Here is a 12,929-nt window from a genome sequence, read left to right as displayed (position 1 = left end):
GGAACCAAATGGTACAAAACAAATATTTGTGAACAGGAATATTTCTTCCTCGAACCGGATGGGCAGGCTATGACAGACAGCATGGGACGGCCTCGTGAATTTGATATGGACCAGGCGCTGAAAGGGGCGATGGGAATTTTCTGGCGGCAGGGATATCTTGCCACCAATCTGCCCGATCTGTTGACCTCGATGGGCCTGACACGGGGCAGTTTTTACAAGGCGTTTACGGATAAAGAGAGCGTGTATTTGCAATCGCTCGACCTGTATGACCGGGAGGTCGTGGCAGCGACCTTAGAGGCGCTGAACAGCTGCAAGGAAGCCACCGCCGCGCGGTGCCTGTCGCTGTTATTCGTGCCGTCACAGCAGCCGGAAATCGGATGTTTTATCTGTAATGCAATGGTTGAAATGGCCCCGATCAATCCGGTTGTTGAAGAGCGCGCCAATCGGATGGCGGCGCGTTTGCGCGAGGGTGTTCATCAGGTGTTGGTGCGATTTAATGTGCCCGCCCAGCCCGACGCCCGCACTGAAATGGCGGACACGATCGTGCATCTTTATTTCGGTTTCAAGGCGCTGGGCCGCGCGGCAGGGCCGCAACATGACTGGCACGCGCGGTTGGAGATGTTGTTGGAACAGGGGTAAGCTGCTTGGACTGATGCCACTGTCTCGGCACGGCTATCGCGCCGTTGATGGCAGAGTTTGATGGTCTGATTCTTCCCTACCGCCGCCCCAGCATGGACAGTCGGATCAGGGTGCGTTCCATCAGGGCCATGGCAGGCGCCCGACTGGTGGATCTGAGTTGCAAGTCGGTGTCGGTCAGGATGGTCAGGGCCTGTTCCAGTCGGTGCATGCCCCAGCTTTGGGCCTGTTTTTGCATCCTGTCGCGGCGCGGGCCAAAAACCGGCGGGCGCAGGCGGGCGATGCCGGAGGATGGGCCACTGGGGTCGGAGGCCGCTGTGTGGAGCTGCCGGAAATGCCGGGTGGCACCGATGCACAGACCCACGGGTTGGACGCCCTGACTTTCAAGACGTGACAGGATCGGGCCAATTTCGCCGGTACGCGCCTCTGCCACGATATTCAGGACATCATCAAGGGCTGCCTCTGTTGACAGGGGGGCGACGGCCTCCACATCTTGGGCGTCGGCGGGGGTATCGTCGTTCAGCTTGTAAAGGGCTAGTTTTTCAACAACTTGACGGAAATCCCCGGGATCGACGCTGCGAGACAGGGCCTCTAACGCGGCCATACCGTCGCGATCCATAATTTTCACCCCCGCCTTGGCCAGATCCGATTCGATTTCCTGCCGTGTTGGGGGATCATCATAGATGCCGACGGCAAAGGCGTTGGGATGACCCTCGAACAGTTTTCTGAGGGCTGACTTGGCGGTCAGCTGCTTGGCGGTGACGATGACCTGCGCATCGCCGTCTTGCCAATCTTCCAACGCGGCGGTGATTGTTTTGGCCAGCGTGTCGGTCACGTCCTCGACAAAGGCGACGCGGGGTCCGGGGAAAAAGCTTTGCGCCTTGATCGCGTCAGACAGCATCGCCGGGTCCTTGCGCAGATCAGCGGCGGGAATGCGGGTCAGGCGCATTTCCTCCTCCCCCTGCGGGCCGATCAGGGCGGCAATCACCTGTTGGCGTTTCAGGGCCACACGCATGGCATCGGCCCCGTAGATCAACAGACCCGTTTTTGCTGGGTCAGGTTTGGCGAAATAGTCGCTGGCTTGCCGGGCGTTCAGCTTCATTCGGCCCAGTCACCGGATGTGGCGATCAGGCGGGCACTGATCTGATCGGCCAGAATCAGCATCAAGCGGCTGTGGGCATCGCGGCGCGCGGTTTGCGTGGACAAGGTGGTGCCGGTGGCGGAATAGGCGGTGAAGTTATCGACCTGTCCAGATGTGGCAATCACGCCGGTCGCAATGTCGGTGACGCTATATTTAACCTGCCCGACGAGGTTATAGCGGGTGATTTCCTGCGTCGGGGCAGTGCCCAGATCATCCTGATCAACCTCGATCGTATAGCGCAGCGCAAAGCGCGGCGATTGCGGCTGGCCCAGACGGGTTTCCAACTGACGAACCAGATCAAACCCGTTGCGGGTGTCGGGGGCGGCGGCCTCTATCTGGCCGGTCAATGCCGATGCGCTGCCGCCGGGGCCATACACGGGCTCATACCCGCAGGCCCCCAGGGCGAGGGCAGATAGGATGAAGGCTCGGCGATCAGGCAACCACATTGACGATCCGTCCGGGAACTACGATCAGTTTCTTGGGCGCGGCCCCGTTCAGCGCCCTTTGCACAGCTTCATCCGCCAGCGCCAGTTTTTCAATCTCTTCTTTCGCCATATCCTTGGGAACAGAGATTTCAGAGCGCCGCTTGCCATTGATTTGGATCGGCATGATCACTGTGTCATCGACCAGCATGGCCGGATCGGCTTTGGGCCACGGGGCGTTGATAACCAACCCTTCGCCACCCAGCATGGCCCAGATATCTTCGGCCAGATGTGGGGTCATGGGCCCCATCAGCTGTGCCATAATGCGCATGGCGTCACGGCGAGCCTGTACAGAAGCCTTTGATTTCGCGATCGTGTTGGTGAAAGCATAAAGTTTCGCGACCGAGGTGTTAAAGGCAAATCCTTCGACACCTTCGGTCACGGATTGGATGGTTTTATGGGTTTCACGGATGAGCGCGTCGTCTTGTGATGCGTCGCCACCTTTGGCCGTTGTGATGTCATTTGCGATCCGCCAGACGCGGGCCAGGTGTTTATGTGCGGCCTCTGCGCCTGCGGCCGTCCATTCCACATCGCGTTCCGGTGGGCTGTCAGACATCACGAACCAGCGCGCGGTGTCGGCACCGTATTGGGCAATGATGCTCATCGGGTCGACGACGTTTTTCTTGGATTTCGACATTTTGGCCGACGGGATCACCTCTACCGCCTCGCCCGTTGCTTTGACCGTGTTGGTGTCGGTGTCGACATCTTCGGGCAAGTGATAGACCGGGCGGCCACGCGCGTCGCGGGTTTGATAGATCGCATGGGTGACCATGCCTTGGGTAAAGAGCGCGTTGAACGGCTCCTTCGCGCTTTCCGGCAAGTGGCCGCAGATATGCATCGCGCGGGCAAAGAAGCGGGAATAGAGCAGGTGCAGAATAGCGTGCTCGATGCCGCCGATATATTGATCGACATTCATCCAGTATTCGGCATCGGCCAGATTGGTCGGTGTTTCGGCACGGGGGCTGGTGAAACGGGCGAAATACCACGACGAATCAACGAACGTATCCATCGTGTCGGTTTCACGGCACGCGGGCTTACCGCAGGACGGGCAGGTCACATCACGCCATGTTGGGTGGCGGTCCAGCGGATTACCGGGTTGGTCAAAGCTGACATCCTGTGGCAGTTCGACCGGTAGGTTTTCCTTTTTCTCTGGCACGACGCCGCAGGTTTCACAATGCACAACCGGAATTGGGCAACCCCAATAGCGTTGGCGGGAAAGCCCCCAATCGCGCAGGCGATAGGTGGTCATGCCCGTACCCCAGCCCATCTTTTCGAAATGCGCAATGGCGTGATCGATGGCGTCTTGTCCGGTCATCTGATCCGGCCCGCTGATCGGGCGGACATATTCCACCAGCTCATCCTTGCCCGGCACAAAGGGCTCTGCCAGGATTTCCGGCATGACATAGCTGTCATCCCGGTCTGATCCCAAGGGGCGGAATGTATCGATAATCGGCAGGTCATATTTGCGGGCAAAGTCGTGATCGCGTTGATCATGAGCCGGGCAGCCGAAAATGGCGCCGGTGCCGTAATCCATCAGGATGAAGTTTGCGATAAAGACGGGCAGATTGTCGCCGTCATAAACGCTGGCGCGAATGCCGGTGTCATAGCCCAGTTTTTCGGCTTTCTCCAATGCCTCTGCCGTTGTGCCGCCTTTGCGGCATTCGGCGCAAAAGGCTGCGATTGCGGGGTTTTCAGCCTCCAGCGCCTTGGCCAGTGGGTGGTCGGGGGAAATGCCGACGAAAGAGGCACCAAAATACGTATCGGGCCGCGTGGTGTAGACATCTATCTTTTCAAACCCTGCGGGCGCCCCGGTGGTGTTAAAGCTAAACTGCAGGCCCCGGGATTTGCCGATCCAGTTTTGCTGCATCAGTTTCACTTTGGCGGGCCATTCGTCCAGATCATCAATGGCTGACAGCAATTCCTCTGAATGTTCAGAGATTTTAAAGAACCACTGGGTCAGCTCGCGGCGTTCGACCTCTGCGCCGGATCGCCAGCCTTTGCCGTCAATCACTTGTTCATTGGCCAGAACCGTCATGTCGACCGGATCCCAGTTCACCACGGCGTTTTTGCGGTAAACCAGCCCCTTTTCCATGAAGTCGATGAACATCGCCTGCTGCTGGCCGTAATATTCGGGGTCGCAGGTGGCAAATTCGCGGGACCAATCGATGGACAGGCCCAGGGGTTTCATCTGGTCGCGCATCACCGCGATATTGTTGTAGGTCCAAGTGCCGGGGTGACCGCCCTCGGCCATGGCGGCGTTCTCAGCCGGCATTCCGAACGCGTCCCAGCCCATCGGGTGCAGGACGCTAAACCCGCAGGACATCTTGTACCGGGCAATCACGTCGCCCATCGTATAGTTGCGCACATGGCCGATATGGATACGGCCAGAGGGGTAGGGAAACATCTCCAGCACATAGTATTTCGGCTTGGCCGCATCGCGGGTGGCTTTGAAGACATCGACCTGGTTCCAGGCGTCTTGCCATTTCGGCTCTATCTCTGCGGCGGTGTAACGATCCATAGGGCCAAGTCCTTTTACATGAAAACGCCGGGCATGGGGGCCCGGCGCGGTGATAATCCGATTGGCGGCGGGGGTCTAGAGGTCGCCGTGCTGAATCCGCAACTGGCGCGCGCGGGTCAGAATGGCATCCTCGACCGCGCGCACGGTGTTGGCATCCACAGCGCCACCACCCTGACGTTCCAGTGCCAGGTTCAGCGATCGCCCATCCAAGGCAGGATCGGTGACATGAACCGTTGCGCGATAGGCAGCCCGGCCCCCGGGTGGGCGGCCATAGCCGGTGACAATAATGCCAGAGAAAGGATCAGCAGCTTCGATAGGTAGAAATTCAAGAACATCGAGGGAAGCGACCCAGATGAATTTATTGACCTCAAGCGTGGTGTTTGGGTTGTCCTTGTTGGTGAACAGGTCCCAGAGGGTTTCGCGACCGTCCTGTTGAACGCGGTCTCTGGCTTCCAACTGGCTCCGGCTGGTGCGGGAAATGCGGCGGGCGCGGGCCTCTTCAGAGGCGGTTCTATCTGACGGGAATTGATCGGCCTCTGGATCACTGGCTTCATCCGCGGGTTGGTTGCCGCCAAAAATATTGCCCGATGACAGGCTGCCACGACCAAATCCACTGTCGCCACAGGCAGAGAGGGCGAAAAGTGCTGCGCCAACTGTAATATGCGCTAAAACTTGCTTAAAGTTCATGCCTTTTGCCCCAATTCTGTGCCGTTTACCCCTACTACCCAAGGCAATCGGGACGGGCAAGGGTTTTCGCCAGCTGTCGATACAACCAAGACTCTCGCCGGTGAGGCCAAAAACCCGACTGTGGCAAAGCTGCACCACCCTAGATGACTCTGCAATTCCGATGTCTGCTTTTCTTGCATTGAGACCCTGAAAAGAGCGAGAGAAACGCATACTCAATTCGGATTCCCCTGGATTGAGGTGCACCTTGAACAAAACTAAGGGAAAACGAAATGAAAAAAGTTCTCTTTGCTACAACTGCTCTGGTTGCCACTTCTGGCATGGCCATGGCAGATATTGACGTTTCTGGTTACATCGAAGTTGGTGTAGTTGGCGGCGACGGTGGTTACGCCGGTGGCGAAACCCAATTCCTGCAACACTGGGGCGTGACCTTCGCTGGTTCCGGCACCACTGACAACGGTCTGAGCTTTGGCTTCACCGGTCAGATTGACGACACCTCCAATGTGAACGCGAACACCAACGCGGCCCTGCGTCTGGATTCCGAAACCGCATGGATCTCCGGTTCCTGGGGTACGCTGACCATGGGTGACACCGATGGTGCGTTTGACTGGGCGATGCAGGAAGTTGGCTTCGGCACATCGATTTCTGATGACCACACCTCTCATGGTGGCTTCAGCTTTAACGGCGGTCTAGACGGACTGTATGACGATCAGGTTCTGCGTTATGACCACAGCGTAGGTGGTTTCGGCTTCGCAGTATCGCTGGAACTAAATGATTCCACTGTTGTGAGTGGTGATGATGTTTATGGCATCGGTATCACATACGACATGGCACTGGGCGGCGTTGATCTGGGTCTCGGCCTTGCTTACCAAGCTGCTGATGACGTTACTGTTGCTGGCGACATGAATATCATCGGTGTTTCCGTCGACGCAGCCTTTGCCGGTGGATTGGGTGTTCGCCTGAACTATTCTCAGCTGGAAACAGATCTTTTAGGCGATCTCGATCACATGGGCATCGGTGTAGGCTACACCACTGGTGCTTTGACAGTAGAAGCCAACTACGGTGAACACGACTTCTCTTCAGGGGTAGATGCAGATGGCTTTGGTATCGGTATCAACTACGATCTGGGCGGCGGAGCGGTTGCCATGTTCGGTTATGGTTCTTCGACCCATCCGAGCTGGACAACTTATGCTGTTGACAACAGCGACGAGCGTTGGTCGCTGGGTCTGGGCATGTCCTTCTAATCTTAGAAGAACAGCCTAACGGCATTAGGGCAGGTCTTCGGACCTGCCCTTTTCTTTTGGCGCGAGGTGGTGTTTTTGTGGGGGCAGGCAAAAGCGGGGAATCAGATGGCGTTGCGGGATATTCAGGACCAGATTGCAAAAGAGATGGCGCGGGTCGGGCGTGATCCGGGCACTGTTCAGCTGATCGCCGTGTCCAAGCGTCAGCCCGATGATCGCACCCGCGCGGTGCTGGAAGAAGGGCACCGTTTGTTCGGCGAAAACACCGTGCAGGAGGCCGCAGGGAAATGGCCCGCGTTTCGCGAGGAGTTTCCCGGGGTAGAGGTGCATCTGCTGGGCCCTTTGCAGACCAACAAGGCGCGGCAGGCGATGGACTTGTTTGAATGTATCCATTCGCTGGATCGGCCAAAGCTTGCCAAAACGCTGGCCCGTTTGCGTGACGAAACGGGCCAATGTCCGGATCTGTTCATTCAGGTCAATACCGGCGAGGAGGAGCAGAAGGCAGGGGTGATGCCCGCCGATGCCGATGCCTTTATTGCGGACTGTCGCGCACTGGGCCTGCCGATCATCGGGTTGATGTGCATCCCGCCGGTGGAGGAGGAACCCAGCCTGCATTTCGCGCTGTTGAAAAAGATCGCGGATCGAAATGGGTTGGACCAGCTATCGATGGGGATGAGCGGCGATTTCGAACGCGCAATTGCCCAAGGTGCGACCCATGTGCGGGTGGGATCAGCGATTTTCGGGGCGCGGGATTATTGAAATCGGGTCCGGAGTGTCACACGATAGCCCGGCGGAGGATTTCAAATGTGGCCATTTAAGAAGAAGACGGAACAAGCCCCAGAGACAGGCATTTACCTGACGGCGCGACTGAATGCGAAGGTCCAGCCGATCGATCGTGGTGATTACTATGAGGATCCATTGGATGACGCCTTAACCGAAGCTGGGTTGGGTCAGGTCACAGGTGGCGGCACCCAATTGGCGGATGAGCCGCATGGGATCGAGTTTTGCGATCTGGAAATTTGCGTGCCGGAAGTGGACGAAGCGCGCGTCACCTTCATCACCACAAAGTTAGAGGAGCTAGGCGCGCCAAAAGGGTCGAGCTTGATAAATGACAGCGGTGATGTGGTCGCGCATTTTGGCACGACAGAAGGTTTGGCGCTGTTTTTGAACGGCACCGATCTGGATGACAGCGTATATGAGAGCTGTGACGTCAATCATGTGATTGAGCGGTGCGAAGAGTTGATGAACGGCGGCGGCGTTTATCGCGGCCATTGGCAGGGATCAAAGGAAACCGGGTTGTATTTTTACGGGGATAGCTTTGAGGCGATGAGATCCGCAATTGCAGATTTTGTTGCCGGATATCCGCTGTGTGACCAGAGCAGATTTGAACAAATCGCCTGAGCCATTACCGAAGATGTGGCACGAGCAATCGGGTTCCCGGCGCGATCCGGCTGATGATCCAACGCAGATTTGGTTCAGAAAATGCGATGCAGCCCTCGGTGGGAAATCGGGGTCGCCGCCAGATATGCAGAAAAATGGCAGACCCCTTGTCGGGGGTTGCGACGGGCCAGTTCCAATCGGTGATCAGCACCATGTCATAAAGCGGATCGGATCGGCGCAGCACCTCGTGGCTATGCGGATAGGGCGCGCGGACATGCAGGTTATAGGCGGCCTCACCTGATGCGTCTGACCAAAGATCCCGGGGGCCAATGGGCCAGGCCCAATCATTGGGGCGCGCCATGCGGTCCGGGCGATAATACATCCCCATGATCCGGTGGGTGCCTGCAGGTGTGGCACCGTCGCCTTCGCGCTTGTTCGTGGAAATCCCACCACCCCCGATGGCACAGGGGATCGTGCGCCCCATGAACCGCACACCGCGTGGCGTTAGAACCAGATCGGCAGGGGTCAAAACAGATGCCCGGATTTGCGCGCCTTGGTGTCCAGATAGGCGGTGTTTTGATCGGTGCGGCCGACCTTGAGGGGCACGCGGTCTGTCACCTCGATGCCCATCTCGCGCATCCGGTCGATCTTGGCAGGATTATTGGTCATCAGCCGCACAGAGGAAAAGCCAAGTTTTTTCAGGATTTCGGCCCCGATGCGGAAATCGCGTTCGTCATCCTCAAACCCCAGCCGGTGATTGGCCTCGACCGTGTCAAAGCCCTGATCCTGCAGGGAATAGGCGCGCATTTTGTTGGCCAGACCGATGCCGCGGCCTTCTTGATTGAGATAGAGCAACACGCCCGAACCTTCGGCCCCCATTTGCGCGAGCGCTGTGTTCAGTTGCGGGCCGCAATCGCATTTCAGGCTGCCCAACACATCACCGGTGAAACAGGCGGAATGGAGCCGTGCAAGCACTGGATCGCAACGCTGCGGGCGGCCAATTTCGATAGCGTAATGTTCGGTGCTGCCATCGCCGGGGCGAAAGATATGCAAGCGCCCGGCCTGCGCCGCCTGCATCGGCAGGCGGGCGTGAACGACCGGCTGCATGGGCGTGCTTTGCGCCAGATAGGGGGCGGCCTGACGGGTGTCGATCAAGGTTAAATCATTTTCCTGGGCGAAGGATTGCGGGCCCTCCACCGGGGCGCAGACCGCGGCGGGCAGGACCTGTGCGCCCTTGACCAGTTGAATGGCAGCGCGGTGCAATGCGCCGTCGCCCTCACGCTCTGTGGCCAGGGGCCCCTTCATCGGGTGCATCAGGTCATCGGCCGGATCGGCCAATGCGCGGATCCAACTAAGTCCGACATCGGCGGGGATTTTGACCCGCGCGATATCCCCGTCATAGCAGCGCGCCTTTAACGTTTCGGCGCGGCGGCTGGTCAGTGTCAGAACCGGAGCACGGCCAAGCGCGCGCAGACTGTTCAACCGATCCTCTGTCATGGTTTCGGCAGATAAAATGATCAGTGCCCGATCCCCATCATGCACGACAACCGCCCCCCCCATGCGCAAATCAGCGCGGGCGCGGCTTAGACGTTCAGCGATGGTGGGCAGAAGGCTCATTTATTGACCATGGGTGGTATCAAACTCGTGTCCGGCAGGTTTAAAGTGCTTTGTAAGAATATGAAACATTTTCTGTCGAATTGACACGAGCGCGTGAAATTCGTGTCAGGCACCTTGTCGTGGGCGTATGGAATGATCAATTCTCGGACAAGGTTACGGAGGATAGACGCATGAGCAACCTGAAAAAGATCCTGCTGGTTGATGACGATGATGACCTGCGCGAGGCATTGTCGGATCAACTGCTAACCACAGAGGACTTCGACGTCTTTGACGCCGCGAATGGGTCTGAGGCATTGGAAAAGATCAAGCAGGCAATTTACGATCTGGTTATTCTGGACGTCGGCCTGCCGGACACAGATGGGCGTGAGTTGTGCCGCCTGATGCGCAAACAGGGGGTGAAATGCCCGGTTTTGATGCTGACCGGCCATGACAGCGATGCGGATACGATTTTGGGCCTGGATGCCGGGGCCAATGACTATGTGACCAAGCCATTCAAGTTTCCCGTCCTTTTGGCGCGCGTGCGCGCCCAATTAAGGCAACATGAGCAGTCGGAAGATGCCGTATTTCAGCTGGGACCATATACGTTCAAACCTGCCATGAAGATGCTGGTGGACGATGATGATCGCAAGATCAGGCTGACCGAAAAAGAGACTAACATATTGAAATTCCTGTATCGTTCCACGGAGAACGTGGTCGCGCGGGATATCCTCTTGCACGAGGTTTGGGGCTATAATGCCGGTGTCACGACACATACGTTGGAAACACATATCTATCGTCTTCGTCAAAAAATAGAACCAGATCCGGCAAATGCGCGCCTTCTTGTGACCGAATCTGGTGGGTATCGTTTAAATAGCTAAGTAATAGAGAACCCCGCCGTGCCCGGGTTATGGCACGATCCTCCCTGTTGAACTGGCCCGGGCTCTGCCCGGGTCTTTTTTGTCTGGATTGGCCGAAATTGAAGGCTGGTGACAGGAAATGGCCCTAACCCGCATCTATCGGGTGTGTTTGGGTGCAGAGATGGATATATCAGGATCAGAGATATTTTGTACCGAGGATCCCATGCCATTTACCCTTGCCACTTGGAACATCAATTCGGTCCGCCTGCGGGAGCCGATTGTCCTGAAACTGTTGCAAGACGAGGCGCCGGATGTGTTGTGCCTGCAGGAATGCAAATCCCCGGTCGAAAAGATCCCGACAGAAAATTTCGAGGCCTTGGGCTATCGCCACATGATTGCGCGCGGGCAGAAAGGCTATAACGGGGTGATGATCCTGAGCCGCCTGCCGATAACAGAGGTCGTCAGCCACGACTTTGCAAATTTGAACCACGCGCGGCACATCGCTGGGCAGTTGGAAAATGGGGTGATCATTCACAATTTCTATGTCCCCGCCGGGGGTGATGTGCCGGATCGGGAGGTGAACGAGAAGTTTGGTCAGAAACTGGATTACCTGACCGAAATGCGGGATCACTTTCACGCAGAGCGGCCTGAAAAGGCGATCCTGGTCGGTGATCTGAACATCGCCCCGCGCGAGGATGATGTCTGGTCACACAAGCAGCTTTTGAAAATTGTCAGCCATACACCAACTGAGGTAGAGCATCTGACTGATGTGATGGAGGCCGGACGCTGGCAGGACATCACCCGGCAGGACATCCCCGAGGGGCAACTTTACAGCTGGTGGTCCTACCGCGCGCGCGACTGGGACGCAGCGGATAAGGGCCGGCGGCTGGATCATGTCTGGGCAACCTCTGATATCGCAGCCTCTGGCCATTCCAGCCGCGTCTTGCGCGCCGCCCGCGGTTGGGAAAAACCCTCCGACCACGCGCCTGTTTTCGCGACGTTTGATGTGTAAGAAACTAAGCCCCGGAATGACCGGGGCTTTGTTTTGAAAATCTACGTGATGTTTCAGTGCTCAATATGTTCTTCGCGGACGAACATGTTGGCCCAGGCGCGGTCGATCAGGTCTGGTGACATCTGATAGGGGATGCCTTCGAATTCGCATATCGAAATCATCTGGTCGATCAGGAAGATCGGCTGATAGTTCGCGTAGACATTGTTGATGGTTGGATAAATCTCTTTCATCAGATAGACCAATGTTGGCTCATCCAGCGGCAATTGGCGTTTGCGTGCGACCATCGCGAAAATTTTCAGATAATCCGCCTGATCGGGGCCGTCGATTTTGATCTTGTAGAAAATCCGGCGCAGGGCCGCCTTATCGAAGATCTCGTTCGGGTGGAAGTTGGTTGAAAAGATTACCAGCGTGTCAAATGGCACCTCGAACTTTTCACCTGATTGCAGGGCCAGGATATCCTTGGATTCTTCCAGCGGGACGATCCAGCGGTTGATCAGCGCCTGTGGCGGTTCGGCCTGACGGCCAAGGTCGTCGACGATAAAGACGCCGCCGGTGGATTTCAGTTGCAGGGGGGCCTGATAGGTGCGTGCGGTCGGGTTATAGACCAAATCCAGCATCGACAGGGACAATTCACCACCGGTGATCACCGTGGGGCGTTCACAGCGCACATAGCGCGTATCAAAGCGGTTGGCGGTACGACGCAGGGCGTTGGGGTCCTCTGCCTGCTCTTCGGCCTTGGAATGGACGATCGGGTCGTAAACCGTGATCACCTGACCCGCATATTCGATGGCACGGGGCACATAGATCTTATCCCCCAGCGCATCGCGGATGCCGTTGGAGATGGAGGATTTACCATTACCCGGCGGGCCATACATCAGGATCGAACGGCCAGAGCCCACAGCGGGTCCCAGATGATCCAACAGGCTATCGGGCAGGATCAGGTGACCCATAGCGCCGGTCAGCTGTTCGCGGGTGATCTGGATGTTGCGGATCGACTGGCGTTCAACCTGTTCGCGGTAGACATCCAGCGGCACCGGCATGGCGCCGTAATATTCGGACTGCGCCAGCGCATCCATGGCGCGGGCTTTGCCAGCGTCGGTCAGCTGATAGCCCATTTCATTGCCGGCGTTGGCGTGCAGGGTGCCTGTGGCCTCCAGCAGCTTCTGTTCGCGGGCCATGTCGACCAGTTCCTGTGTCACCGGGATTGGCAGGCAGATGGCCTTGGCGATTTCAGAGACTTGTTCAGCATTCTTGCGGAAAATCGTTTTCAGAAGAATATCCCGCATCATCACGACGGGAAGCTGCATCTCGTGCATCCGGCGTGGGGCCGGGGGCGCGACGACATTCGACACTTGCATATTCATGGCGGTAGGAACCTCTGC

The 12,929-nt window shown here is 57.3% G+C and carries 13 protein-coding genes; 6 read left to right on the top strand and 7 right to left on the bottom strand.

What is annotated here, in order from left to right; all coding sequences use genetic code 11:
• Window positions 1–69 precede the first annotated feature (69 nt).
• On the top strand, window positions 70–639 hold the full coding sequence (locus tag AC2D8P_RS12750; protein WP_484703167.1) for a TetR/AcrR family transcriptional regulator: 570 nt from the start codon (window positions 70–72) through the stop codon (window positions 637–639).
• 76 nt (window positions 640–715) lie between these two features.
• Here the strand turns inward: AC2D8P_RS12750 and holA are convergent, their stop codons facing one another.
• The 4 genes from holA to AC2D8P_RS12730 all read right to left on the bottom strand — a co-directional run bounded on the left by holA (window position 716) and on the right by AC2D8P_RS12730 (window position 5,464).
• Window positions 716–1,738, bottom strand: a complete 1,023-nt coding sequence (gene holA, locus AC2D8P_RS12745; protein WP_484703166.1) for a DNA polymerase III subunit delta — start codon at window positions 1,736–1,738, stop codon at window positions 716–718.
• A complete protein-coding gene (gene lptE / locus AC2D8P_RS12740; protein WP_484703165.1) occupies window positions 1,735–2,223 on the bottom strand; it encodes an LPS assembly lipoprotein LptE in 489 nt (162 codons plus the stop codon). Before lptE ends, holA begins: the two co-directional genes overlap by 4 nt.
• On the bottom strand, window positions 2,210–4,777 hold the full coding sequence (gene leuS, locus AC2D8P_RS12735; RefSeq protein WP_484703163.1) for a leucine--tRNA ligase: 2,568 nt from the start codon (window positions 4,775–4,777) through the stop codon (window positions 2,210–2,212). The genes lptE and leuS overlap by 14 nt, the downstream gene beginning before the upstream one ends.
• Before the next feature lie 75 nt (window positions 4,778–4,852).
• The gene (locus tag AC2D8P_RS12730; RefSeq protein ID WP_484703162.1) at window positions 4,853–5,464 is read right to left on the bottom strand and encodes a DUF3576 domain-containing protein; all 612 of its coding nucleotides are present in this window, start codon (window positions 5,462–5,464) and stop codon (window positions 4,853–4,855) included.
• A gap of 269 nt (window positions 5,465–5,733) precedes the next feature.
• Here AC2D8P_RS12730 and AC2D8P_RS12725 point away from each other — a divergent pair, with 269 nt between their 5' ends.
• From AC2D8P_RS12725 to AC2D8P_RS12715, 3 genes are all read left to right on the top strand, one after another.
• Window positions 5,734–6,705 carry a porin gene (locus AC2D8P_RS12725; RefSeq protein WP_484703160.1) on the top strand — a complete coding sequence of 324 codons (972 nt, stop codon included), beginning with the start codon at window positions 5,734–5,736 and terminating at the stop codon, window positions 6,703–6,705.
• A gap of 105 nt (window positions 6,706–6,810) precedes the next feature.
• Window positions 6,811–7,461, top strand: coding sequence for a YggS family pyridoxal phosphate-dependent enzyme (locus AC2D8P_RS12720; RefSeq protein WP_484703159.1), 651 nt, complete (start codon window positions 6,811–6,813; stop codon window positions 7,459–7,461).
• Between the two features lie 45 nt (window positions 7,462–7,506).
• Window positions 7,507–8,103: a hypothetical protein gene (locus AC2D8P_RS12715; protein WP_484703158.1), complete on the top strand. Its 597-nt coding sequence runs from the start codon at window positions 7,507–7,509 to the stop codon at window positions 8,101–8,103.
• Window positions 8,104–8,107: 4 nt separating this feature from the next.
• Here the strand turns inward: AC2D8P_RS12715 and AC2D8P_RS12710 are convergent, their stop codons facing one another.
• Both AC2D8P_RS12710 and ribA read right to left on the bottom strand, forming a co-directional pair.
• Window positions 8,108–8,611 carry a L,D-transpeptidase family protein gene (locus tag AC2D8P_RS12710; RefSeq protein WP_484703157.1) on the bottom strand — a complete coding sequence of 168 codons (504 nt, stop codon included), beginning with the start codon at window positions 8,609–8,611 and terminating at the stop codon, window positions 8,108–8,110.
• A complete protein-coding gene (ribA, locus tag AC2D8P_RS12705) occupies window positions 8,608–9,699 on the bottom strand; it encodes a GTP cyclohydrolase II (RefSeq protein ID WP_484703156.1) in 1,092 nt (363 codons plus the stop codon). Before ribA ends, AC2D8P_RS12710 begins: the two co-directional genes overlap by 4 nt.
• 170 nt (window positions 9,700–9,869) lie before the next feature.
• Here ribA and AC2D8P_RS12700 point away from each other — a divergent pair, with 170 nt between their 5' ends.
• Complete coding sequence (locus AC2D8P_RS12700; protein ID WP_484703155.1) at window positions 9,870–10,556, top strand: response regulator transcription factor; 687 nt, start codon at window positions 9,870–9,872, stop codon at window positions 10,554–10,556.
• A 202-nt stretch (window positions 10,557–10,758) separates the two neighbouring features.
• Complete coding sequence (xth, locus tag AC2D8P_RS12695; protein ID WP_484703195.1) at window positions 10,759–11,547, top strand: exodeoxyribonuclease III; 789 nt, start codon at window positions 10,759–10,761, stop codon at window positions 11,545–11,547.
• Between the two features lie 53 nt (window positions 11,548–11,600).
• Here the strand turns inward: xth and AC2D8P_RS12690 are convergent, their stop codons facing one another.
• Complete coding sequence (locus AC2D8P_RS12690; protein ID WP_484703154.1) at window positions 11,601–12,911, bottom strand: P-loop NTPase family protein; 1,311 nt, start codon at window positions 12,909–12,911, stop codon at window positions 11,601–11,603.
• Between the last annotated feature and the right edge of the window lie 18 nt (window positions 12,912–12,929).

The organism is Roseovarius sp. YIN77 (assembly GCF_057219155.1).
Note: the sequence above shows the minus strand (reverse complement) of the source record. Positions and strands in the feature narration are given on the sequence as shown.

What these genes read in the sequence shown, in the direction of transcription:
- lptE (WP_484703165.1), bottom strand. Translation starts at nt 2,223, where the DNA reads ATGTGGTTGCCTGATCGCCGAGCCTTCATCCTATCTGCCCTCGCCCTG.
- AC2D8P_RS12750 (WP_484703167.1), top strand. Translation starts at nt 70, where the DNA reads ATGACAGACAGCATGGGACGGCCTCGTGAATTTGATATGGACCAGGCG.
- xth (WP_484703195.1), top strand. Translation starts at nt 10,759, where the DNA reads ATGCCATTTACCCTTGCCACTTGGAACATCAATTCGGTCCGCCTGCGG.
- AC2D8P_RS12700 (WP_484703155.1), top strand. Translation starts at nt 9,870, where the DNA reads ATGAGCAACCTGAAAAAGATCCTGCTGGTTGATGACGATGATGACCTG.
- ribA (WP_484703156.1), bottom strand. Translation starts at nt 9,699, where the DNA reads ATGAGCCTTCTGCCCACCATCGCTGAACGTCTAAGCCGCGCCCGCGCT.
- AC2D8P_RS12715 (WP_484703158.1), top strand. Translation starts at nt 7,507, where the DNA reads ATGTGGCCATTTAAGAAGAAGACGGAACAAGCCCCAGAGACAGGCATT.
- leuS (WP_484703163.1), bottom strand. Translation starts at nt 4,777, where the DNA reads ATGGATCGTTACACCGCCGCAGAGATAGAGCCGAAATGGCAAGACGCC.
- AC2D8P_RS12725 (WP_484703160.1), top strand. Translation starts at nt 5,734, where the DNA reads ATGAAAAAAGTTCTCTTTGCTACAACTGCTCTGGTTGCCACTTCTGGC.
- holA (WP_484703166.1), bottom strand. Translation starts at nt 1,738, where the DNA reads ATGAAGCTGAACGCCCGGCAAGCCAGCGACTATTTCGCCAAACCTGAC.
- AC2D8P_RS12690 (WP_484703154.1), bottom strand. Translation starts at nt 12,911, where the DNA reads ATGAATATGCAAGTGTCGAATGTCGTCGCGCCCCCGGCCCCACGCCGG.
- AC2D8P_RS12730 (WP_484703162.1), bottom strand. Translation starts at nt 5,464, where the DNA reads ATGAACTTTAAGCAAGTTTTAGCGCATATTACAGTTGGCGCAGCACTT.
- AC2D8P_RS12720 (WP_484703159.1), top strand. Translation starts at nt 6,811, where the DNA reads ATGGCGTTGCGGGATATTCAGGACCAGATTGCAAAAGAGATGGCGCGG.